The organism is Bradyrhizobium sp. BRP56 (assembly GCF_020194035.1).
GTDB lineage: Bacteria > Pseudomonadota > Alphaproteobacteria > Rhizobiales > Xanthobacteraceae > Bradyrhizobium > Bradyrhizobium australafricanum.
Window position 1 is genome coordinate 192452 of sequence record NZ_JADYVV010000001.1, and the last position, 23461, is coordinate 215912.

Sequence of the window (23461 nt, forward strand, 5' to 3'; positions counted from 1 at the left end):
ATGACCCGGCATCGTGGGCGCGGCATCGCGTCGGTCAATTATCCCATCGGCATGAACCTCGGCGGCGATCCCAGCCAGGCGCTGGTGCATTCCAACCCCAGCGGCAAGTTCACGGTCGCGCTGTCCTCGATCGACCTCGGCCAGGGCATGAAGTCGGTGACGCGGCAGATCTGCGCCGAGACGCTCGGCGTGCCGGTCGAGGACGTCTATGTCGATACTGCCGACTCCGACACCGGCCCGCACTGCATGGGCTCGTTCGCCTCGCGCGGCACGCACCGCGTCGGCAACGCCGTGATGGCGGCGGCGCGCGAGGCGCGCGGTGTGATGATGGAGGCCGCGGCCGAAGAGCTCGAAGTGAATGCCGCCGATCTCGAGACCGACGGCCGCGGCAACATCCACGTCAAGGGCGCGCCGCATCGCTCGATCTCCACCAAGGACGTCGCGATCGCCGCGCAGTTCAAGCAGGGCAAGACGATCTCCGGCCGAGGCATCTTCCTGGTGCCGCTGTCCGACGTCGACCCCGAGACCGGCGAGATGTCGCCTGCGACATGCTACGCGCATGCCTGCCTGGTTGCCGAGGTCGAGGTCGACGACGAGACCGGCGAGGTCGACATGGTCCGGATGGACTCCGCCTATGAGCTCGGCCGCGCGCTCAATCCGCGGCTGGTCGAGCAGCAGCTGGTCGGCGGCGCCTGGATGGGCGTCAGCCACGCGCTTTACGAGACGCCGGAGCCCTATTATCCGGAGCCGGTGCACGGTCCGCGCGATTTCGTCGAATATCTGATGCCGGGTCCGGGCGACATCTGCCCGCACGACATCGCAGTGCTGGAGCGCCCGGCGCCCGACGGCCCGTTCGGCGCCAAGGGACCGGGCGAGATGTGCGCCAATCCCGTGCTGCCTGCGGTCGCCAACGCGATCTTCAACGCGGTCGGGGTGCGGATCGACGATCTGCCGATCACGCCGGAGAAGGTGTTGCGCGCCATCAAGGCGCAGGGCGGCGCGCGGCCGCAGCCACGGCGCTGAGGTTTCTCTATGCCGGTCCGCAGCAACATCGTCGGCATCGACAGCCCCGAGGCGCTGGAGAAGGCGCTGCGCGCGGCCTATTACCTCGCCGACGACGGCATCGCGACGGCCTCCTATCTCTCGCTGGCGCTGGGCAAGCCGCTGCTGCTCGAGGGCGCGCCGGGTGTCGGCAAGACCGAGGCCGCGAAAGCGATCGCCGCCGTGCTCGGCCGCAGGCTGATCCGCCTGCAATGCTATGAAGGCATCGACGCCGCCGCGGCCCTCTACGAGTGGAACTACCCGCGCCAGATGCTGGCGATCCGGCAGGCCGGCGAGGAGAGCATCGACATCTACGGCGACGCCTTCCTGATCGAGCGTCCGATGCTGGCCGCGCTGCGCGCGCCCGACGCGACGGTGCTGCTGATCGACGAAATCGACCGCGCCGATCAGGAGTTCGAGGCCTTCCTGCTCGAATTCCTCTCCGACTTCCAGATCTCGATCCCCGAGCGCGGCACGGTGCGCGCTGCCGAGCATCCCGTCGTGGTGCTGACCTCGAACCGGACGCGCGATCTGCACGAGGCGCTGCGGCGGCGCTGCGTCTATCACTGGATCGATTATCCGAATGCCGAGCGCGAGGCGCGCATCGTGATGATGCGCGCCTCCAGCGTCGCCGAGGCCACCGCCCGCGCGGTGGTCGCCGCCGTCGGCCGGCTGCGCCGCGAGCCGCTGAGCAAGGCGCCCGGGATCGCCGAGGCGGTCGACTGGGCGGAGGCCGCGACCCTGCTCAACAAGGGCGGCGCGCGCTGGCCGGACGCGTTCAAGCGCTCGATCGGCGTCGCGTTGAAGGACGAGGAGGATCTGCATTTCATTTCACCGCGGCTCGATGCGATCATCGCGGAGGCGGCCGCGTGAACGACGACCTGCAACTGCCGCGCGCCGCGCGGATATTTGTCTCGTTCGTCGCGCTGCTGCGCGCCAACGGCTTTTCGGTTGCGCCGGAGCAGACGACGAGCTTCCTCGCGGCAATCGAGCTGCTCGGTCCGCGCAGCCTGGAGCACATCCGCCAGGCCGGGCTCGCGACGCTGGCGCCGCCGCCGGAGCGCCGCGCGACCTATGATCGGCTGTTCGACATCCACTTCCGCGGCGCCGAGGCGATCGAGCAGGCCGAGGGCGAGGATGAGGAGACCGTTCGCCTGCAGGAGGAAGGCCGCGGCGAGGACGAGCCACCGCTCGCCGACGAGGCCAATGAGTCCGGCCTCGCCGCGGCGCGCGCCGAGGCATTGGTCGAGCGCCGCTTTGCCCAGACCACAACCAGCGATCCGCTGCGCAAACTGTCGCGCGAGGCGGCACGGCGGCTGCCGCGACGGCGCGGCCACCGGCGTCGCCGTGCACGCATTGGCCCGTTCGCCGATCTGCGCCGCACGCTGCGCGACAGCGTGCGCAATGACGGCGAGGTGCTGCGGCTCGGGCGGATGCGCCGCCGCCAGCGCCCGCGCAGGATCCTGTTCCTGATCGACGTCTCCGGCTCGATGAAGGCGCGCACCGAGGAGAACATGAAGCTCGCGCATGTGCTGGTGCAGGCGGCCGGCAATGTCGAGGTCTTCACCTTCGGCACAAGACTGACCCGAGTCACGCCGGCGCTGCGGCTGAAGCGGCGCGAGCAGGCGCTGAACGCGGCGTCCTTCCTGGTCAGCGACTGGGACGGCGGCACAAGGATCGGTGATGCGCTGCAAGCCTTCCTCGCCGTGCCGCGGTTCGGCGGATATGCCCGCGGGGCCGCGGTCGTGATCGTCTCCGACGGCCTCGAGCGCGGCGACCCTGCGGCATTGCGCGATGCGGTCGCAAAGCTGTCGCGGCGCGCCTGGCGCGTCAGCTGGCTGACGCCGCTCGCAACCTCGCCCGACTTCACGCCGCAAACCAAGGCGCTGATCGCGATCCAGCGCTTTGTCGACGATCTCGTGGACGGCGGATCCAGCGCGGCTGTCGTCGCGCATCTGCTGTCGCTTGGAACAAGGAGAGCGGCGTGACTGGCGTTGTCGACGGACATCATCACATCTGGCGGCAGGCCGATCTCGCCTGGCTGTCCGGCCCGATGCAGCCGCGCATCTTCGGCCCCTATGAGCCGATCCGCCGCGACTATCCGATCGAGGAATATCTCGACGATCTCAAGGGCACCGGCGTCACCCGCTCGGTCTATGTCCAGACCAACTGGCCGAACGGCCAATTCGAGGACGAGGCCGCCTGGGTGCAGCAGACCGCGGACGCGCACGGTTGGCCGCACGCCCTTGTCGCCTATGCCGATTTCTCCGCCGCCGACGTCCGCCCGCAACTCGATCGGTTGAAGCGCTATCCGCTGGTGCGCGGCGTGCGCATGCAGCTGCACTGGCACGAAAATCCGCTCTATCGCTTCGCCGCCCGTGCCGATCTCTGCACCGATCCCGTGATCCGGCGCAATGTCGGCCACCTCGCCGACTACGGCTGGAGTTTTGACCTGCAGGTGTTCGCACCGCAGATGGCCGATGCGGCCGGCCTCGCGGAGGCCTGCCCTGATGTAACGTTCATCCTCCAGCATGCCGGCATGCTGGAGGACCTGTCGCCGCAGGGCCGAGCCGCCTGGCGCACTGGGATGACGCGGCTCGCGCGATGCCCCAACGTGGTGTCGAAATTGTCCGGGCTCGGCACCTTCATCCATCGCAACGATGCCGCGCATATCGCCGGCGTGATGACCGATACCGTCGCGATCTTCGGCGCCGACCGCTGCCTGTTCGGCTCGAACTTTCCGATCGAGAAGCTGTGGACCAGCTATCGCGATCTCATCGCCGCTTTCAAGACGGCGGCCGAACGGCTCAGCCCCGAACAGCGCGATGCGATCTTCAGCACGACGGCGACACGGGTCTATCGGCTGGAACCATAGCCGCACCGCGGGCTCGAACATAACAACGAACACGAATTGGGAGGGAGACAGATGCCGCTAGAGATCAAGATTCTGGACTATGGCGATATCGAGCTGGAATCGAGCTTCCTCGTGCTCGGGCACAATTGCGGCCGCACCCGCCGCGTGCTGACGCTCGGCTTCCTGATCCTCGGCGGCCCCTATCCCGTGCTGGTCGACACCGGCTATCGCTCCAACCAGATCATGGAGACGCTCGGCATGCGCGGGCTCCAGTTCCACGAGAACATGATCGAGAACCAGCTCGCCCGCCACGGCGTGCGGATGGGCGACGTCCGCTTCGTCTGTCACACCCACCTGCACATCGACCATGCCGGCAAGGACGACCTGTTCCCGATGAACACGACCGTCGTGCTGAACCGCAAGGAGCTGGAATACTCCGTCTCGGGCCTGATGCACCCTCAGTATCCGGCGCCGGACATCAAGCACCTGATCGACCGCCTGCACACCAAGAGCGCGCTGCGCTTTCTCGACCTCGAAATCACCGGCCCGGTCGAGCTGATGCCGGGCGTCTATTGCGACGCTGCCAACGCCCATACCGAAGGCTCGATGAACATCCATGTCCACACCGCCGACGGGATTGCGACGATCTGCGGCGACGTGATCTATGATTTCAACGACCAGATCGTGAATCCCTTTAACGAGATCCACGACGCCGAGCCGCGCACCACGGGCAACCACGGCACCAGCAAGCGCGCCGAGAAGGCAGCGATCAAGAAGCTGCTCTCGAGCTCCCGCTATCTGCTTCCTGTGCACGATCGCCCGGCCAAGATCGAGGGCGGCATGGTGGTCGGCCGCCTGCATGACCAGGTACCCGGGCCTGTCGTGCAGAGCCTGCCGCAGCGCAACTGGTTCCCGGCGTAGAGGATCGAGGCGATGACGCATGTCACGCTGCGCAGCGAGTTCGAAGACCTGATCGATCCCTACGCGCCGGTCGGCCAGGTCGGGACCGGCTTCGATTTCACGGAGGGACCGATCTGGCATCCGGCCGATCATTTCCTGCTGTTCTCCGACATGCCGGGCGATGTGCGCCGGCGCTGGGATGCGCGGCGCGGCGTCGTCGAGGTCAGGCGGCCATCGAACAAATGCAACGGCATGACCTATGACGCGGACCTCAATCTGATCGTCTGCGAGCACGCGACGTCTTCGCTGATCCGCGAGCGGCCCGACGGGCGGCGCGAGGTGCTGGCTTCGCATTACGAGAACCAGGAGCTCAACAGTCCGAACGATGTCTGTGTGCATTCCTCCGGCGCGATCTATTTCTCCGATCCCTGGTACGGCCGCATGCCGGTCTATGGCGTCGAACGGCCGCGCCAGCTCGGCTTCCAGGGCGTCTACCGCGTGCCGCCCGGCGGCGGCGCGCCGAAACTGCTGGTCGACCGCTATTTGTTCGAGCAGCCGAACGGGCTGTGCTTCTCGCCCGACGAGCGCATCCTCTATGTCAACGACACCGTGCAGGCGCTGATCCGCGCCTTCGACGTCAATGCCGACGGCTCGCTTACCAATCCGCGCGTGTTCGCCTCCGGCATCCGCTCCGAGCTCGAGCCCGGCCTGCCCGACGGCATGAAATGCGACCAGCGCGGCAATGTCTGGGTCACCGCGCCCGGCGGCGTCTGGGTCTATTCGCCCGCCGCCGACCTGCTCGGCAAGGTCCGCCTGCCCGAGCTCGTCGCCAACCTCGCCTGGGGCGGCGCCGACTTCCGCACGCTCTATCTGACCGCGACCCATTCGGTCTATGCGATCCCGACCAAGGTCGGCCCGCGCCACGAGCCCTATATGAGCGGCAAGCGCGGCGGCGCGGGTGCCGCTTCGTCCACGCCTGCGCCGAATCTCGCCGCCGGTGAGATGCAGCTCGATCCGCAACGCTGCGCGATGATCATCCAGGACATGCAGAACGACGTCATCATGGACGGCGGAGCGTTCGCCGAGTCCGGTGCGCCCGCACACGCCCGCCAGCAGCATGTCGTCGAGAATGTGCGCCGCGTGGCCGAGGCTGCGCGAGCGCGCGGCGTCGTCATCATCCATGTCTGGTTCGTCGTCGAGCCGGGCGCGCCCGGCGTCACGCTCAATGCGCCGCTGTTCGAGGGGTTGGTCGACAGCAAGGCGATGGTGCGCGGCAGCTGGGGCGCGGCACCAGTCTCGGGACTCGATCCGCGCCCGGGCGACTTCGTGGTCGAGAAGATGCGGATGAGCGCCTGGGAAGGCACCCGGCTCGAGACCATCCTGAAGGCAACCGGCCGCGACATGATCATCAATACCGGAGCCTGGACCAACATGTCGGTCGAGCACACCGCGCGCACCGGCGCCGACAAAGGCTATTTCATGATCGTGCCGGAGGATTGCTGCTCGACCATGAATGCCGACTGGCACAACGCCGCGATCAATTTCGCGCTCCAGAACGTCTCCGTCGTGACCAACGCCGACACCGTGATCAAGGCACTCGGCTAGGGAGGCGCGGTGCCGAAGCTGCTGCATCTCAATTGCTCACCGCGCGCCGATTCGGAATCGGCGGCCGGGGCGCGCATCTTTCTCGATCGCTTCCGTCAGGCGCGGCCGGACTGGGAGATCGACGCGATGAACCTCTGGCGCGAGCCGCTGCCGGAATTCGAGGGCTCTCTGCTCGAGGCCAAATACGCCCGGATCAGCAGCAAGAGCTTCACCAATTCGCAGCACGACGCCTTCGCAATCGCCGAGCGCCTCGCGCTGCGGCTGTCGCTGGCCGATCGCGTGCTGATCTCGACGCCGCTGTGGAATTTCGGCATTCCCTACAAGCTCAAGCAGTGGCTCGACGTCATCATCCAACCCGGGCTGGCCTTCCGCTTCGATCCGGCGCAGGGCTATCTGCCGCTGCTCAAGGACCGCCCGACGATCGTGATCCTGGCAAGCGGCAGCGACTTCGTCACCGGCATGAACCGCGGCCGCATCGACATGGCAACACCCTATCTGCGCGAGGCGCTGCGCTTCATCGGCATCAGCGACGTGCGCTTCGTGCCAATCGGCCCAACCACCGGGCCCACCGAGCCGATCCGCGCCGCCCGCGAGTCGGCGTACCGCCGGCTTGTGGAGATGGCGGCGACGTTTTGAGCCGCAAATAATGATGTCGTCCCTACGAAGGCAGGGACCCATAGCCACAGGATTGTATCGTCGGAGTGAGCTGTGGCCCAGCGCCGCAAGGCAATTCGCATTGGTGGTTATGGGTCCCGGGTCGCGCTTCGCTTGCCCGGGACGACACCAAGTTTGTTGCCCGGCCGGCGGACATACATCCGCATTCTCGCGACAGCGCTAACCCACCCTACGTTTCCGCCGCCGGAAAAACCAGCCTGCACAGCAACCCCGGCGCATTGTCGCGCAACTCGATCCGCGCGCCGTGCAGGCTCGCGACCGCCGCGACCAGGCTGAGGCCGAGGCCGTTGCCCGGCGTGTAGCGGCTCTGCTCGAGCCGATAGAAGCGCTTGAAGACGCGGTCGTGCTGGTCGGCGGGAATGCCGGGGCCATCATCGGCGACTGAAATCACCGGCCCGCCCTCGTCGTTCTCGCAGGTCACCGTCACCCGCCCACCCGGGCGGCCGTGCTTGATGGCGTTGTCGACGAGATTAGCAATCGCATCGAACAGCAGGTCGCGGTCGCCGGTGACCAGCACGGCCTGATCGCCGGCAAGATCGAGGCGCGTGGTCACCTGTTCGGCGGCGGCGTCGTAGAGTTCGACCACCTCGCCGGCGATCTCGACGAGATTGACGGTGCGGAATGCACCCTTGCGGGCTCGCGTCTCGATCTCGGAAATCCGCGTGATCGACGCAAACATCCCGAGCACCGCGTCGAGATCGGCGATGGTGTCGCCGATCAGCGCGGCATCGCCCTCCCCGCTCCGCGGGGCGTGGTAGGCTTTCTCGAGCCGGCCGCGCATCCGGGTCAGCGGCGTGCGTAGGTCGTGGGCGATATTTTCGCTGACCTGCTTGACGTCCCCCATCAGGGTCTGGATCCGGTCCAGCATCAGATTGAGATTCTCGGCGACGCGATCCCACTCATCATGGCTGCCGCGGAGCGGGATGCGCTGGTCGAGGCCGGAGAGCATGATGGCACGACTGGTCGCATTGATCGACTCGATCCGGCCGACCGTTCGCCGCGTGACGCCGATGCTGGCAGCGGCCGCAAGCCCGATGATCAGCACGACGACGGCAATGCCGGCGGCCCTGATCTGGGCCATGAAGCCGTCGAGATCGCTGATGTCGTGGCCGACCAGCAGCCGATCGCCGTTTGACAGGGTTTCCGTCACACCCCGCAGCAGGGAGGTTCCCTGGGAGAGCTGTGGCAGGGAGGCACGAAATTCAGCCCATCCCTTCTCGGCGGCGCCCGCCGGCCACTGCCTGAGATTACCCGCCAGCACCGTCGATCCGGGACCGACCAACAAATACACATGATCGGCGAAGCCCTTGTCCGCGACGCGTTGCGCGATCAGCGCGGTCAGGCCATCGCGGCCGGACCGCGCATAGGCGTCAGCCAGGCTCGCCTGCTCGGTCATGATCGCGCGGTCGGACCTGTCGCGTACATAGGACAATGTCGACCAGTAGACATAGGCGAAGATCGCGGAAACGATCAGGCCGAAGGCACCGATGGCGATCAACGCCAGGCGGAACGTCGACGACTTGAAGGTCTTAGCCAGGAGCACGGAGGCAGTATCCGATGCCGCGGATCGTGTGGATCAGCGGGTAGGCTTGCTGGTCGTCGACCTTGCGGCGCAAACGCCCGACATAGACGTCGATGATGTTGGTCGAGGGATCGAAGTGCAGGTCCCACACATGCCGCAGCAGCATGGCGCGCGACACCACGCGGCCTTCGTTGCGCGCGAGGTATTCGAGCAGCTGGAATTCCTTCGGCAGCAGCGGAATCCTGCGGCCGCGGCGGCTCGCCGTGCGCGAAATCAGATCGATCGCGAGATCGCCGACCCGCAGGATGGTCTCCTTGGCAACGGTCTCGCTGCGGCGGCCAAGTGCCTCCAGCCGCGCCAGCAGTTCGACGAAGGAGAACGGCTTGACCAGATAGTCGTCGCCGCCGGCGCGCAAGCCCCGCACCCGGTCGTCGATTTCGCCGAGCGCGCTGATGATCAGGAACGGCACCGCAATGCCGCCGTCGCGCATCTGACGCATTACCGTGATGCCGTCGATGTCGGGCAGCATGCGATCGATGGTGATCACGGCATAGTCGCGCGCCGCACCCTGGCTCAGCGCCTCGCGGCCGTTCGCCGCCAGATCCACATCATAACCGCTGGTGGTGAGCTCCTCGACGAGCTGATCCGCGGTTTCGGGATCGTCCTCGACGACGAGAATGCGGCGGTGAGCACCGGTCATATTCCTGAACTCTCCGAGCTGTGTTGAACTCTCCGAGTTCTCAAACTCTCCGAGCGGCCGCCCCGCGACGATCGCCGCCAGACTATCCCATTCCGGGGCAGGATGGAACGTCTGGCGACGACCGCGACAACGGTGCGGTTGGTTGGGCGATCACCAATAGTCCCCGCACACATTGACCCATTGCAGACCGTAGGCCGTCCATACCCTGCGGTAGCAGCCGTAGTCATAGCCGGCGTAGAGATAGGGCGCGCCGATGAACGCGAAGCGATGGAAGCGGTGGTGGCGGAAGAAGCCGCCATGATGGAAGAAGCGCGAACCGCGGAATCCGGCGCCGGCAAACCGCGGGCCGATTGCCGGTGCACCGACGAAGCGTGGACCACCAAAGCGCCCGCCAGCGAAATGGCCGCCGCCGCCGCCCATGGCGGCGAACGCCGCGCCGCCACCACGCATCCCGCCGCCGAAACCACCGCCATGCATGCCGCCGCCAAAGCCGCCACCGTGCATGCTGCCACCCATGGCACCCATGGCAGCACCGTGGCCGCCACCGAAGCCACCTCCGCCATGTCCGCCACCACCACCGCCGCCTCTGGCGAGGGCAGCGGGTGCAAGCGCAACGCTGACAGCGAGCGTCGCTGCCGTGAGACACGTGAGAAGCCTGTTCTTCATGAAACCCTCCCTGATTGGGACCGCGGCGAACTCGTATCGCCGCACGCGAGCATGATCAGAAGACGCAAGCCGATGCCCGACTTCAACTGACAAATGCGCCAGATTCTGACACCGGATTTAGAATTCGCGTGCCGGCATGCCGAGCGGCAGTTGCCCGGACCGGCGGCCACGATTGCGTTGGCCGGGATCGACGGACATTTGGCTGGAATCGGCGGATAGCGCTCGTTGAATCGATCGGCCGCGGTTCTTAATCCTGCAGCTGTCGGAGAACAACGACGGCGTCGAGGGATCGCAGACCCGCTTCACAATTTGTCGATCACCGGGCTCTCCCTTCCTCGCCGGCCGTCATCCATCCGCGATGCAATCGCCTTTCGCCTGGCCCCCCTCGGGCGCCGAGACGGCGAAGTGCTGATCTTCAGCAAGGAGCTTTCGATGAGCGACGAGACCAAAAGACCGTTTCTGACCCACGCCTCCGGCGCCCCCGTTGCCGATAATGTGAACATCCTGACGGCGGGGCCACGCGGACCCGCATTGCTGCAGGATGTCTGGCTGATCGAGAAGCTGGCGCATTTTCATCGCGAGGTGATCCCGGAGCGGCGGATGCATGCCAAGGGCGCCGGCGCGCACGGCACCTTCACCGTCACCCACGACATCACGCGCTACACCAAGGCCAGCATCTTCTCGGAGATCGGCAAGCAGACGCCGATGTTCGCGCGGTTCTCGACGGTCGCCGGCGAGCGCGGCGCGGCGGACGCCGAGCGCGACATTCGCGGCTTCGCGCTGAAATTCTACACCGATGAAGGCAATTGGGACGTGGTCGGCAACAACACGCCGGTGTTCTTCTTCCGCGACCCCTTGCGCTTCATCGACCTCAACCACGCCATCAAGCGGCATCCGCGCACGGGGGTGCGCGACCCCGACATGAACTGGGATTTCTGGACGCTGCTGCCGGAAGCGCTGCACCAGGTCACCATCGTCATGAGCGAGCGCGGCATCCCGAAAAGCTTCCGTCACCAGCACGGCTTCGGCAGCCACACCTACAGCATGATCAATGCCGACAATGAGCGCGTCTGGGTGAAATTCCATTTCCGCACCCGGCAGGGCGTCCAGAACCTGACCGATGCCGAGGCTGAGGCGCTGGTCGGCAAGGACCGCGAGAGCCACCAGCGCGACCTGTTCCAGAGCATCGAGCGCGGCGACTTCCCGCGCTGGACGCTGTTCATCCAGGTGATGACGGATGCACAGGCCAAGGCATTCCCGTTCAATCCGTTCGATCTGACCAAGGTGTGGCCGAAGGCGGATTATCCGCTGACCGAGGTCGGGTATTTCGAGCTCAACCGCAATCCGGAGAACTTCTTCGCCGAGGTCGAGCAGGCGGCGTTCACGCCGGCGAATGTCGTGCCCGGCATCGGCTATTCGCCGGACAAGATGCTGCAGGCGCGCCTGTTCTCCTATGGCGACGCGCAGCGCTACCGACTCGGCGTCAACCACCACCAGATTCCGGTCAACGCGCCGAAATGCCCATTCCACAGCTATCACCGCGACGGCGCGATGCGCACCGACGGCAATCTGGGCGCCACGCTGACCTACTGGCCGAACAGCCATGGCGAGTGGACCGACCAGCCGCAGCTGAACGAGCCGCCATTCGAATTGTCAGGCGCGGCCGCGCATTGGGATCATCGCCTGGATGACGACCACTGGCAGCAGCCGGGCGACCTGTTCCGCAAGATGAATGCCGCGCAAAAGCAGGCCCTGTTCGACAACACCGCCCGTCAGGTCGGCAACGCGTCGAAGCACATCCAGGAACGGCACGTCGCGAATTGCAGCAAGGCCGACCCGGCCTACGGCAAGGGCGTTGCGGATGCGCTGGCGAGGTTTGCTGCCGGAGAGTTGTAGCCGGGACGGCCCCCTTCGGCCCCGTCATCCTGAGGTGCCCGCGGAGCGGGCCTCGAAGGATGAATCGGCCAGAGATGGGGCCGTGCATCCTTCGAGGCTCGCAAGAGCTCGCACCTCCAGCGACAAAGGCAAAGCCTTTGCGCGGGGATGACGGGGACAGCTTAGGCAACTCAGCCAGAAGCGTCAGGTGGCCGATTTCGAACAGGGCGGCGAACTCGGCTCGCCGCCCTCTTCCGCGGCTCAGGTCGGCTTGCCGCGTCCGTTCTTCTCGGCCGCGCGGCGCAGCGCGTCGGCGAGCGCGCCGCCGCCGGACTGCTCTTGCGGCCGGCGCGGAGCCGACGAGGTCATCTTGCCGGAGCCGCGCGAGAAATCGCGCGACGGCGCCGCATTGTCCTTCTTCGGCCCGATCTCGTCGTCAAGCCGCAGCGTCAGCGCGATGCGCTTGCGCGCGACCTCGACGTCCAGCACCTTGACCTTGACGATGTCGCCCGGCTTCACCACCTCGCGCGGGTCCTTGATGAAATTCCGCGACATCGCCGAGATGTGCACCAGCCCATCCTGGTGCACGCCGATATCGACGAACGCGCCGAACGCGGCGACGTTGGTCACGGTGCCCTCGAGGATCATGCCCTTCTTGAGGTCCTTGACCTCCTCGACGCCCTCCTTGAACACCGCCGCCTTGAACGCCGGACGCGGGTCGCGGCCGGGCTTTTCCAGCTCGCGCAGAATGTCGGTGACGGTCGGCAATCCGAACGTATCGTCGACGAAGGATTGCGGCTTGAGACCCCGCACCACGTCGGCATTGCCGATCAGCGCCTTGATGTCACTCTTGGTCGCCTCGAGGATGCGGCGCACTACCGGATAGGCTTCCGGATGCACGCCGGATGAATCGAGCGGATCCTCGCCATTGCTGATACGCAGGAAGCCGGCGCACTGCTCGAACGCCTTCGGGCCGAGCCGCGGCACCTCCTTCAGCGCCTTGCGCGACTTGAACGGGCCGTTGGCATCGCGGTGCTGCACGATACTTTGCGCCAGTCCCTGGCCGATGCCCGACACCCGCGCGAGCAGCGGCACCGAGGCGGTATTGGCATCGACGCCGACCGCGTTCACGCAGTCTTCCACCACGGCATCGAGCGAGCGGGCGAGCTTGGCCTCGCCGAGGTCGTGCTGGTATTGGCCGACGCCGATCGCCTTCGGATCGATCTTGACCAGCTCGGCCAAGGGATCCTGCAGGCGCCGCGCGATCGAGACCGCGCCGCGAATGGTGACGTCGAGGTCGGGCAATTCGTTCGAGGCGAAGGCCGAGGCCGAGTAGACCGATGCGCCGGCTTCGGAGACCACGATCTTGGTCATCTTGCGCTCGGGCAGCCGCTTCACGAGCTCGGCGGCGAGCTTGTCGGTCTCGCGCGAGGCGGTGCCGTTGCCGATCGCGATCAGGTCGACGCCATGCTCGATCGCGAGCTTGCCGAGAATGGCGAGCGCCTCATCCCAGCGCCGCTGCGGCTCGTGCGGGAAGATCGCCGTGTGCGCCACCACCTTGCCGGTCGCATCGATCACCGCGACCTTGACGCCGGTACGATAGCCGGGATCGAGCCCCATGGTGGCGCGCGCGCCGGCCGGCGCCGCGAGCAAGAGGTCGCGCAAATTCGAGGCGAACACGCGCACTGCCTCGGTCTCGGCCGCGGTCCACAGCCGCAGCCGCAAATCGATATTGAGATGGATCTGGATCTTGGTGCGCCAGGCCCAGCGCACCGTCTCCGTCAACCACTTGTCGCCCTTGCGGCCCTGGTTGGAGATCGCAAAGCGGTTCATGATCTTGAGCTCGTAGAGGCCGGGCTGGCCTACGACCGGCTCCTGCGCCTCCGGCTTGATGGCGAGGTCGAGGATCTCTTCCTTCTCGCCGCGGAACAGCGCCAGGATGCGGTGCGACGGCAGCTTCGGCAGCGGCTCGGAGAAATCGAAATAGTCCTTGAACTTCTCGCCTTCGGTCTTCTTGCCGGTGCGGACGGTCGAGGCCATGATGCCGTTCGACCACATCTCCTCGCGCAGCGCGCCGATCAGGTCGGCATCCTCGGCGAAGCGCTCGACCAGGATCGCGCGCGCGCCGTCGAGCGCCGCGGCGACGTCGGCGACCTGCTTCTCGGCATTGACGAAGGGCGTCGCGGCCTCGTTCGGATCGCTCTCGGGCTGTGTGAGAAGCTGATCGGCGAGCGGCTCGAGGCCGGCCTCCTTGGCGATCTCGGCCTTGGTGCGACGCTTCGGCTTGTACGGCAGATAGATGTCCTCGAGCCGGCCCTTGCTGTCGGCGGCCATGATCTGGGCCTCGAGCGCGGCGTCGAGCTTGCCCTGCTCGCGGATCGAATTGAGCACCGCGGTGCGGCGCTCCTCGAGTTCGCGCAAATAAGTCAGCCGTTCTTCCAGCGTGCGCAGCTGGGCGTCATCAAGCGCGCCGGTGAGCTCCTTGCGGTATCGCGCGATGAACGGCACCGTGGCGCCGCCATCGAGCAGCGTCACCGCCGCCTCGACCTGTTCGTCGCGAACCCCCAGCTCCTGCGCAATCTGATGATGAATCTTTGCCACGCCTGTCTCTCTGAAATTCCGTTGCGCCGCCGGATCACCGATGACGCGGAGGCCGCTTATGAACCATCCCGGATTGATTCATCAAGGCGCGCTGTGGATCAAATTGGGCGCGGGCCGCAATCTATTTCCGGGATGTTGGCCGTCCGCGGCTTGACAAATAGATGCGCGCGGCATTGCCGCCGAAAATCGCAGCTCTTGCTTCACTTGACAAATCAGCAAGTAGGCTCTCCGCGGCTGCGAACCAGTGCGCATAGCCGCCGGCGAGGTTGACGACGGGCCAGTCGCTGCCCCACAGCATCCGCTGCGGCCCGAAACATGCCAGTGCATGATCCACGGCCTCGCCGAGATCGGCAACCTGCCAGTTCGGTGCCGCCTCGGTCGCAAGGCCCGAGAGTTTGCAGACGACGTTGGATCGTGTGGCGAGGCTTGCGATGTCGTCCTTCCAGGCCGCGATGTCGCCGGTCGCAAGGTGCGGCTTGCCGAAATGGTCGAGCACGAATTGCAGGTCCGGATGGCGATCGACCACCTGAATGAGCCGCGGCAAATGGCGCGGCAGCACCAGCGCGTCGAAGACGAGGTCATGCCGCGCCATGGCCTCGAGCGGCGCCGCCAGTTCGGGGCGCAGCAGCCAATCGTCATCGGCGATGTCCTGCACCATCGGCCGCAGACCGACCAGGAGCTCGCGCCCGGCAAACGCGTCAATCCGCGCCGCGGCATCGGCGGCGTCGAAGTCGACCCAGCCGACCACGCCGCGCACCTGCTCGGCGCCCTTTGCGATATCGAGCAAAAATGCCGTCTCCGCTTCGGTCGGCGCGGCCTGCACCAGGATGGTGCCTTCGATCCCGGCCGCGGCGAGATGCGGCGCCAGATCGGCCAGGCCGAAGTCGCGGTAGATCGGCCCGCGCTCGGGCGTCAGCCAGCCGTAATCGGCGCGCGCCAGGGTCCAGACATGGTGATGGGCGTCGATCCGCATCATGCCGGCACCGGCGCATGCTGGTCGAGCAGCCCCTCATTCTTCAGGTCGCGCCACAGCGCGGCAGGCACGGGCGACGACAACGCGGCGACGTTGCGCTCGACCTGCTGCGGCGTCTGCGCGCCGAGCACGAGGCTTGCCACCGCCGGATGGCCGAGCGCGAAATGCAGCGCGGCGGTCGGCAGCGCCACGTCGTGGGCGCGGCAGACGCGATCGATCGCCGCCACCTTCTGCATCACGTCCGGCGGCGCGTCCTTGTAATTGTACTTGGCGCCGGCAACCGCGCCCGTCGCCAGGATGCCGGAGTTGAAGACGCCACCGAGCATCATGCCGATGCCCTGGGCTTGCGCCAGCGGCAGGAATTCGGCGAGCGCGGGTTGCTCGAGCAGCGAGTAGCGGCCGGCAAGCAGCATGGTGTCGAACGTTCCGGCCTTGGCGAAGCGCACGCACATCTCGGCCTCGTTGACGCCGATCCCGATGCCCCTGACCACGTGTTCGGAACGCAACTTGTCGAGCGCGACATAGGCGCCCTCCATCGCCTCGCGAAACCGCGCCTCGATCGCGTCAGCTCCGTGAGTCCAGACGTCGACGTCGTGGATCAAAAGCAGGTCGATGCGATCGGTGCCGAGCCGCAGCAGCGACTGCTCCACCGAGCGCATGGTGCCGTCATAGGAATAGTCGAACACCGCGCGATGCGGCGCGCCGCCGGCGAAATTGGAGCCGTCGCCACGGCCGTGGAACGGGTCCATCCAGCGCCCGACCTTGGTACAGACGACGACGTCGTCGCGCGCCACGCGGCGCAGCGCGGTGCCGCTGCGGTGTTCGGCGAGGCCATGGCCGTAGAGCGGCGAGGAATCCAGCAGGTTGATGCCCAGCGCAAACGCCCGCTCCACTGCTGCGATCGCAGCAGTGTCGTCGAGCCGTGCGAACAGGTCGCCGAGCGGCGCCGTGCCGAAGCCGAGAATGGAGACATCGAGCCCGGTGCGGCCGAGCCTGCGGCGTGGCAGTGCCGGGGAGCCTCGATCGGAGGGTTGTTGTTGGGTCATTGTCGCCTCCCGCCTGCGTTTCTTGTTAGCCCTTCATCAGACTAGCGTCGTTGACCGGGATCGTGAAGAGACCTTGGGCGGCCGATGCCGCGGTGAGGTCTCTCATCGCGGGCGCACCACATCGCTAAAATGCAATGCACAGCTCCACATTGCCCAGCGGTGGGAAATACGCTATGGGAGCGCTCCGCAACTTCAACGCAGGAGGCGACGATGTTCAGGTCTGTGCGCTTCCCGGGTTCGCCGCGCGATATTTGACACGCGTCCCGGGATCGGATCCCGGGTGAAATCGCAACACCCACACGCAATCGAATCTGCTGCGGGCCTCCGGCTCCGCGCTTGCGGAACTCTTGTCATGACCTCGACGCTTCGTGTGGCCTCTCGTCGGGAGGCCACACGCTCCGTGCTGCTCGAACGTCAGCTGCGGAGGTATCATCCGCATGTTCAGGGAAAGGTCCGCGCGCTGGCCATGCGGCACACGCGTCTTGCGGACCTTGCCGCGAGCTTTCCTGCGCTGCTGTTCGCGCTGGCGGTCCCGCGAGCCGGGATCGCTTCGGCGCGCGCACGCGCATGCGTCATCGACGGCCGCTCGCTCGCGGACGCCGCCTCCGCGGCGGGCATTCCGCTGTGGCTGCGAAGATTGCCGCCGGAAGCATTCACCGCTCCGATCACGGGACTGCCCGATGACGAGCAGTTTCGCCGGCAGATCGCGAACCACCTGCCGCCATCACCGAAGCTCGCGCCGATCTGGCTGAAATCCGTCGCGGCGGTTGCCGAGCTCGCACATGGGCCGGGGGCGGTCTGGATCGCGCGCGAGCTGGTCCGGGCGCCGCCGCGCACCCGTGATGCGCATCCGCCACCGCCGCTTCGTTGCTAATCGTCGGCAACAATCTGCTGTGCAAGGTTGTCGACCACCACAGGACTCTCGAAATAGGTCACCGTCGGATCGGCGCCATATTTCTCGCGGGCGCGGGCACGCCACGCATCGGTGTACAGCGCCTCCGCCTCCACCCTCGAGTTCCAGAAATAGATACCGCCGGCCGTCATCCCGTCCTCGGACAGCATATAGGTCTTTCGGAACAGCCCCTGAATGCCGCGATAGATCGGTGCTGTGCTCAGGAAGATGCTTCGGGCTTCCTCGCGCGTGATCGGCTTCGGCAGCTTGAACGTCGTGACAGCGGTAATCATCCGGACCTCCTCGGCTTCGTTCTTGACATCATTGTCAATATTGACGACCATGTCAAGAATGACCGATGGAGTAGATCGAATGGTGGGCGTGCGTCAGTTCGACGAGGACGAGATGATCGCAACCGCGCTCGACGTGTTCTGGCGCAAGGGCCTGCACGATGCGACCATGCAGGACCTCGCGGCCGCGACCGGCGTCCAGCGCGGCAGCCTCTACAATGCCTATGGCGACAAGGAAGCGATCTTCCTGCGCGCCTTCGACCAGTATGCCGCGCAATTCCTGGACGCGGCCGGCAGCGCATTGGCGCAGGGCGATACCGCAGCGAGGCTAAGGGGCTTCTTTGACATGATCATCGTCAACATGACCGACGGCACGCCGCAGCGAGGCTGCCTGACGACGCGCACCGCGCTCGACGCGGCCATTTCGAGCGCGGATGTACGCCAGCGCGTGCAGGACGTGCTCACCCGGCTCGAGCAACTGGTCGGCAAGGCCATCAGCGCGACGCCGAACAGGCGCAGCACGGCCGATGCAAGCCGGCTGGCGCGCGTCATCGTGACGTTCACGCGCGGGCTCGCCGTGATGGAGCGCGCCGGATACAGCCGCAAGCAGTTGAGGGAATCCGCCACCACATTCATCGATGCCGTGATTGGCGACGCCTGAGGCGGCGTCCCTGTCCCGGCGACGGCGTCATCGTAACGGAGAAACCAGCATGCAGGAACGGAACGGCGGCTGCCTGTGCGGCGCGGTGCGTTACACGCTCAAGAGCGAACCGCGGAGCATCGCGATATGTCATTGCACACATTGCCAGCGGCAAAGCGGCAGCCTGTTCTCGTTCAACTTCGTGATCCGCGAAGCCGACTACCAGCAGTCGGGCGAGACGGTGGTGTTCGTCGACAAGGGCGACAGCGGCCATCCGGTCCATCGTCATTTCTGCGGGCGCTGCGGGTCCCCTCTGCTTGCGAAGACCGCATTGATGCCCGGCAAGGTCGTGGTGAAAGCCGGCACGCTCGACAGCATGGAAGGATTGCAGCCGCAAGCCGAGATCTATACCGATCGCGCCGTCGCATGGCTCACGCCGATCCCCGGCGCTGCGCGCTTTGCCCGGAACGTGTGACCGGACGCGCCGGTCACGAACGCAGCGGGAAACGATTCAGCCTGGCCAGGGTTGCCACCGTTCCGATTGCATCGGAACGGTGGCTCTCGATTTTGCTCTGACGCGTTTTCTTCACGCGAACCGATATCAGCTTCGCTCGAAAACGCTCCGGCGATCATTGACCGGCCGGCAGTTCGGCGTAGTTGCCGTCCTTGTCGCGGCGGTACACGACGTAGTCGATCAGGGTGATGTCACCCTTCGGCGTGTAGCTGATCTTGCCGAGCACGGTATCCCAGCTTGCGGCCTTGATGGCCGCCGCGACCTTCTTGGCGTCCGTGGTCTGGGCACGGGCTGCGGCCCGGCTCCAGATCTGGAACGCGGCATAGCTGTAGAGCGTGTAGCCGTCGGGATCGATGCCCTTGTCCTTGAACTTCTTCAAGGTCGCGGCCGCGGTCGCCTTCTTGCGCGGGTCGGGCGAGAAGGTGAACAGCGAGCCTTCGGCGAGCGGACCTGCGATCGCGGCGAACTGCTTGTCGACCAGGGCGTCGCCGCCCATCAGCACCGCATTGACGCCCTGCTCGCGCATCTGGCGCAGGATCAACGCTGCCTCGGCATAATAGCCGCCGACATAGACGAAATCGATCGACTCCTTCTTGAAGCGGGATACCAGGGCAGCAAAATCCTTGTCGCCCTTGGTATAGGCCTCATAGAGCTTTTCCTTCACGCCCGCGGCGTTGATGGCGTTCTTCGTTTCGTCGGCAAGGCCTTTGCCGTAGGTCGTCTTGTCGTGGATGATCGCGACGTTCTTGGTCTTGTAGTTCTTGATAATGTAGGCGGCCGCAACCGTGCCCTGCTGGTCATCCCGGCCGCAGACACGGAACGTGTTCCACAACCCGCGCTCGGTGAATTGCGGATTGGTCGAGCCCGGCGTGATCTGCAGCACATTGCCCTCGGCATAGGCGTCCGACGCAGGGATCGAGGTCGATGAGCAGAAATGCCCAACGACGAACGGAATCCTCGCGCCTGCCATCTTCTCGGCAACCGACACCGCCTGCTTCGGATCGCAGGCATCGTCGCCGACCTCCAGCTTCAGCTTCTTGCCAAGCACGCCACCCGCCGCATTGATGTCGGCAATCGCGAGATCAGCACCGTTCTTGAACTGCTGGCCAAAGCTCGCCTCGGAGCCGGTCATCGGCCCGACCACGGCAACACTGATATCCTGTGCCGTGGCGGCGCCGGACAAGGCCAGGCTCGCGCCGAGCGCAAGGAAATATCCTCGAAGTGCAAACTTCATCACATTCTCCTCGATGGTCTCAAGTCGCCTCAATGCATCGCAGTCGACGAATCCGCCGATTGCAACGATCACCGGGGGCTGCCTTTTAAGCGCGAGACGATTGGCAGGCTCGGACTGAGGCGACGGGGGATTGGACATATGCGACATCGGGCAACAATGTGAAACACGTTGTCGTGCATTGACGTCTGAAATCGCCCGCAGCGGACGTGATTGGGCGGCGATGTTGCGTGCGCGACAGCACACAGGCTGGCGGAGAGCGCTGTTTGCGACGTCGCCCGAGATCGACCAGATGCCGGACGACGGCGCCGCGCAGCTTGGGCGTCGCGAGCTGGTAGCTGTCGTCAACTCCCTGATGTAGAGCGCCAGCAGACGCATCGCCTCGGTGTTCGCGGGCAACGACCGGTTCAGCATGTCCTCGGGATCGCGGACCAGCAGTGCCAGCGCCTTGCGCGGGAGCCTGAGACCGACGAAACGGCTCGGCGAGACCGGGACCACCATATTGCCGGCCTCCGCGCTCGACTGCAGCACGGCCTGCCCCGGGCCGAGCTCGACGTCGCGGCCGCGCTGCGACGCGCGGGTGTTGCCGCTCGTGATGATCGTCAGCACGAGGTCGTCATTGCCGTCGAGCAGCTCGCGCGGCCGTGCGAACTTGAGGTTGCTGCACGCCCTGGATCCGATCCACGAGCCCAGGCAACTCGCGCACATTGGCTTCGGCATGGAACGCGCCGACGCTCAGTGGCTCCGGATCGAGCTTCACGATCATCCGCCCGATCTGCTCGCGAAAGATCGGCAAGCGGTCGCGCTGGCCGAAATCCGCGGTCGAGAACCGAAACCCGGTGATATCCGGCGACTGCGTCGTCATCGGCTGATCCTCATCGCTGGGGGAGGTCGCCGCCGATATGCGGCCGATTTGTGGCAGCATGACACCGCCCGAATGCACGGGACCGTGCTTACGCGTCGGCACTTTTGCTACAGACAGGCGATGCGAGCCGGATCATCCTGACGGTATGGCCGGATCTGAAATCGCAACCGAGACCGAAATCGTGCTCGCTCGATATTGCTCGGCGTCGTCATCCCATGCCGTACGCGGATTATAATTGACTGACCGGACGGTCAATAGTAATCCAAGCGCAGGTCACGCAACCTTCGGCCGCCAGAAGCCGCAACGGGAGGTCATCATGGTCAGCGATCTGGTGTTGACCGACATCCGAGCCGGATATCGCGTCGTGACACTCAACGCCTTTCTCGAAAAGCGCGCCCCACGCTTTGTCGGACGAGCCAAAGCTTGAACGTTCGGATTGAACGTTCCACCGCCAAGGCGAGACGCATCATTGATCACAAGTCAGAAGGTCCAATTGCGATGACACAGCCTCAATCCAGTGGTGCACGGACGGCGGACAACGTCATGAAGCTCGACAGCTTCGTGCGCGGAAAATGGTCGGGCCCGGGCGAACCGGCAGCCGAGATTCACAGTGCCGTCACCGGCGATGTAGTGGCGGTCACGACCAGGAGCGATCTCGACATGCGCGAGATCCTCGCCTATGGCCGCGCGATCGGCGGCAAACATCTCAGAAAGCTGACGTTCCATCAGCGCGCGGGCCTACTGAAGGCGCTGGCCGACTATCTGACCCAGCACAAGGACCGGCTCTACAAACTGTCATTCCACGCAGGCGCAACCCGCACCGACGCAATGATCGACGTCGACGGCGGCATCGGCACGTTGTTCGCCTATGCCGGCAAGGGCCGCCGCGAGCTCCCGAACAGCAAATTCCTGCTCGATGGCAACGTCGAAGGGCTCTCCAAGGCTGGTGCATTCGCCGGTCAGCATATCGTCACGCCGCTGCACGGCGTCGCCGTGCACATCAACGCATTCAACTTCCCGTGCTGGGGCATGCTGGAGAAGCTGGCGCCGGCGCTGCTGGCCGGCGTGCCCGTCGTGACCAAGCCCGCGACGGTCACCTCCTATGTCGCTTACGAGCTGGTCCGGATCATCACCGAATCCGGCGTGCTGCCCGAAGGCGTGCTGCAATTCATCGTCGGATCGACCGGCGACCTGCTCGACCATCTGACCTGTCAGGACGTGGTGTCCTTCACAGGCTCGGCCGACACGTCGCAAAAACTGCAGCGGCATCCGGTCATCGCGCGCGAAGCGGTCAGGTTCATCGCCGAACGGGATTCGCTGAACGCCGCAATCCTCGCTCCGGACGCAGTGCCGGGAAGTCCGGAGTTCGACCTCTTCGTCAAGGAGGTGGCGAAGGAGATGACGGTCAAGGCCGGCCAGAAATGCACCGCGATCCGTCGCGCGCTGGTGCCGTCGGCACGACTCGATGCCGTGATCACGGCGCTGCGCGACCGTCTGGCCAAGGTCACGATCGGCAATCCCGAAAACGACAAGGTCAGGATGGGGCCGCTTGTCGGGCTCGGCCAGCGCAGCGATGTGCTTGCCCATGTCGCGAAGCTTCGCGCCGAAGCCGAACTGGTGGCCGGCGATCCCGGCAACTTCGCGCTGCTCGATGCCGACGCGAAGCACGGCGCCTTCGTTCCGCCGCTGCTGCTGCATTGCGCCAAGCCGCTCGCCGCATCCGCAGTCCACGCGATCGAGGCGTTCGGCCCTGTCAGCACCGTGATGGGTTACGACGATCTGGAGCAGGCCATCGCGCTGACCAATCGCGGCGGCGGCAGCCTCGTCGCATCCATCTACACGCACGACATCCCGGCTGCGACCGAACTGGCATTTGGCATCGGCAGTTTTCACGGCCGCGTCGCGATCATCGACCGCGACTGCGCGAGCGAGCACACCGGACACGGTTCGCCGATGCCGCAGATGGTTCACGGCGGCCCCGGCCGGGCCGGCGGCGGCGAGGAACTGGGCGGCGTCCGCAGCCTCCAGCACTACATGCAGCGCACTGCCTTGCAGGGCTCGCCGGCGATGCTGAGCGGCGTCACCGGCCGCTGGTTCAAGGGCAGCCCGATGCTCGAAGGCGACCTGCACCCGTTCCGCTATCACTATGACGATCTCGAGATCGGCCGCACGCTGGTCTCGAAGTCGCGGCAGATCACGCTCGACGACATCGAGCACTTCGCGCATTTCACGGGCGACACCTTCTACGCCCATATGGACGAGGAAGCGACCAAGGGGCATCCGTTCTTCCCGGGCCGCGTCGCGCATGGCTATCTGCTGCTGTCGTTTGCGGCCGGCCTGTTCGTCGATCCCGACTACGGGCCGGTGCTGGCGAATTACGGCCTCGACTCGCTGCGCTTCGTCAAACCCGTCCAGCCCGGCGAACAGATCCAGGTGCGGCTGACCGCGAAGGAGAAGATGCCGCGCAACAAGCAATATGGCGAGGTACGCTGGGACGTCGAGATCACGACCGGCACCGGCGAAACCGCGGCGACCTACGAGCTGCTGACCATGAATGCGATGCGGGCTTAA

General features: G+C 65.8%; 21 protein-coding genes and 1 pseudogene. 12 read left to right on the forward strand and 10 right to left on the reverse strand.

Features of this window, described 5'->3' with window-relative positions; all coding sequences use genetic code 11:
- From I6F38_RS00865 to I6F38_RS00895, 7 genes are read left to right on the forward strand one after another with little or no spacing between them, the layout of a single operon-like run.
- Positions 1-1023 (forward strand): molybdopterin cofactor-binding domain-containing protein, encoded by a 1023-nt coding sequence (locus I6F38_RS00865; RefSeq protein ID WP_028333322.1) that lies wholly within the window; start codon positions 1-3, stop codon positions 1021-1023.
- A 9-nt stretch (positions 1024-1032) separates the two neighbouring features.
- The gene (locus I6F38_RS00870; RefSeq protein ID WP_028338483.1) at positions 1033-1914 is read left to right on the forward strand and encodes a MoxR family ATPase; all 882 of its coding nucleotides are present in this window, start codon (positions 1033-1035) and stop codon (positions 1912-1914) included.
- Positions 1911-3029, forward strand: a complete 1119-nt coding sequence (locus I6F38_RS00875) for a VWA domain-containing protein (RefSeq protein WP_225158682.1) — start codon at positions 1911-1913, stop codon at positions 3027-3029. The genes I6F38_RS00870 and I6F38_RS00875 overlap by 4 nt, the downstream gene beginning before the upstream one ends.
- Positions 3026-3916 (forward strand): amidohydrolase family protein, encoded by an 891-nt coding sequence (locus tag I6F38_RS00880; protein ID WP_225158683.1) that lies wholly within the window; start codon positions 3026-3028, stop codon positions 3914-3916. Before I6F38_RS00875 ends, I6F38_RS00880 begins: the two co-directional genes overlap by 4 nt.
- A gap of 51 nt (positions 3917-3967) precedes the next feature.
- A complete protein-coding gene (locus tag I6F38_RS00885; RefSeq protein WP_026193286.1) occupies positions 3968-4816 on the forward strand; it encodes an MBL fold metallo-hydrolase in 849 nt (282 codons plus the stop codon).
- 12 nt (positions 4817-4828) lie between these two features.
- Positions 4829-6400, forward strand: a complete 1572-nt coding sequence (locus I6F38_RS00890) for an isochorismatase family protein (RefSeq protein ID WP_225158684.1) — start codon at positions 4829-4831, stop codon at positions 6398-6400.
- Between the two features lie 9 nt (positions 6401-6409).
- Positions 6410-7036 carry an NAD(P)H-dependent oxidoreductase gene (locus tag I6F38_RS00895; protein WP_225158685.1) on the forward strand — a complete coding sequence of 209 codons (627 nt, stop codon included), beginning with the start codon at positions 6410-6412 and terminating at the stop codon, positions 7034-7036.
- Between the two features lie 208 nt (positions 7037-7244).
- On the opposite strand, the gene I6F38_RS00900 is transcribed toward I6F38_RS00895, so the two are convergent.
- The 3 genes from I6F38_RS00900 to I6F38_RS00910 form a co-directional block, all read right to left on the reverse strand.
- Positions 7245-8618, reverse strand: a complete 1374-nt coding sequence (locus tag I6F38_RS00900; protein ID WP_225158686.1) for an ATP-binding protein — start codon at positions 8616-8618, stop codon at positions 7245-7247.
- On the reverse strand, positions 8605-9297 hold the full coding sequence (locus I6F38_RS00905; protein ID WP_028333329.1) for a response regulator transcription factor: 693 nt from the start codon (positions 9295-9297) through the stop codon (positions 8605-8607). The genes I6F38_RS00900 and I6F38_RS00905 overlap by 14 nt, the downstream gene beginning before the upstream one ends.
- Positions 9298-9447: 150 nt before the next feature.
- On the reverse strand, positions 9448-9963 hold the full coding sequence (locus I6F38_RS00910; protein ID WP_225158687.1) for a hypothetical protein: 516 nt from the start codon (positions 9961-9963) through the stop codon (positions 9448-9450).
- A 432-nt stretch (positions 9964-10395) separates the two neighbouring features.
- On the opposite strand from I6F38_RS00910, the gene I6F38_RS00915 reads away from it, so the two are divergent.
- On the forward strand, positions 10396-11859 hold the full coding sequence (locus tag I6F38_RS00915) for a catalase (protein ID WP_225158688.1): 1464 nt from the start codon (positions 10396-10398) through the stop codon (positions 11857-11859).
- Between the two features lie 240 nt (positions 11860-12099).
- Here the strand turns inward: I6F38_RS00915 and I6F38_RS00920 are convergent, their stop codons facing one another.
- From I6F38_RS00920 to I6F38_RS00930, 3 genes are all read right to left on the reverse strand, one after another.
- Positions 12100-14439 (reverse strand): Tex family protein, encoded by a 2340-nt coding sequence (locus tag I6F38_RS00920; RefSeq protein ID WP_225158689.1) that lies wholly within the window; start codon positions 14437-14439, stop codon positions 12100-12102.
- Positions 14440-14560: 121 nt separating this feature from the next.
- The gene (locus I6F38_RS00925) at positions 14561-15415 is read right to left on the reverse strand and encodes an amidohydrolase family protein (protein WP_225158690.1); all 855 of its coding nucleotides are present in this window, start codon (positions 15413-15415) and stop codon (positions 14561-14563) included.
- A complete protein-coding gene (locus I6F38_RS00930; RefSeq protein ID WP_225158691.1) occupies positions 15412-16458 on the reverse strand; it encodes an aldo/keto reductase in 1047 nt (348 codons plus the stop codon). The genes I6F38_RS00925 and I6F38_RS00930 overlap by 4 nt, the downstream gene beginning before the upstream one ends.
- 352 nt (positions 16459-16810) lie before the next feature.
- Here I6F38_RS00930 and I6F38_RS00935 point away from each other — a divergent pair, with 352 nt between their 5' ends.
- A complete protein-coding gene (locus I6F38_RS00935) occupies positions 16811-17332 on the forward strand; it encodes a hypothetical protein (protein ID WP_225158692.1) in 522 nt (173 codons plus the stop codon).
- On the opposite strand, the gene I6F38_RS00940 is transcribed toward I6F38_RS00935, so the two are convergent.
- A complete protein-coding gene (locus tag I6F38_RS00940; RefSeq protein WP_225158693.1) occupies positions 17329-17643 on the reverse strand; it encodes a monooxygenase in 315 nt (104 codons plus the stop codon). The two genes, I6F38_RS00935 and I6F38_RS00940, sit on opposite strands and share 4 nt — an antisense overlap.
- Before the next feature lie 79 nt (positions 17644-17722).
- Between I6F38_RS00940 and I6F38_RS00945 the strand changes: the two genes are divergently transcribed.
- Both I6F38_RS00945 and I6F38_RS00950 read left to right on the forward strand, forming a co-directional pair.
- A complete protein-coding gene (locus I6F38_RS00945; protein WP_225158694.1) occupies positions 17723-18301 on the forward strand; it encodes a TetR/AcrR family transcriptional regulator in 579 nt (192 codons plus the stop codon).
- A 49-nt stretch (positions 18302-18350) separates the two neighbouring features.
- Positions 18351-18755 carry a GFA family protein gene (locus I6F38_RS00950; protein ID WP_225158695.1) on the forward strand — a complete coding sequence of 135 codons (405 nt, stop codon included), beginning with the start codon at positions 18351-18353 and terminating at the stop codon, positions 18753-18755.
- 154 nt (positions 18756-18909) lie between these two features.
- Here I6F38_RS00950 and I6F38_RS00955 read toward each other — a convergent pair whose 3' ends face one another.
- The 3 genes and pseudogenes from I6F38_RS00955 to I6F38_RS00965 form a co-directional block, all read right to left on the reverse strand.
- Complete coding sequence (locus I6F38_RS00955) at positions 18910-20028, reverse strand: branched-chain amino acid ABC transporter substrate-binding protein (RefSeq protein WP_225158833.1); 1119 nt, start codon at positions 20026-20028, stop codon at positions 18910-18912.
- 378 nt (positions 20029-20406) lie between these two features.
- Positions 20407-20745 (reverse strand): annotated as a pseudogene (locus I6F38_RS00960) (hypothetical protein); the annotation flags it as partial.
- On the reverse strand, positions 20642-20950 hold the full coding sequence (locus I6F38_RS00965; protein WP_225158696.1) for a hypothetical protein: 309 nt from the start codon (positions 20948-20950) through the stop codon (positions 20642-20644). The pseudogene I6F38_RS00960 and the gene I6F38_RS00965, both read right to left, overlap by 104 nt.
- Positions 20951-21433: 483 nt before the next feature.
- On the opposite strand from I6F38_RS00965, the gene paaZ reads away from it, so the two are divergent.
- Positions 21434-23461: a phenylacetic acid degradation bifunctional protein PaaZ gene (gene paaZ, locus I6F38_RS00970; protein WP_225158697.1), complete on the forward strand. Its 2028-nt coding sequence runs from the start codon at positions 21434-21436 to the stop codon at positions 23459-23461.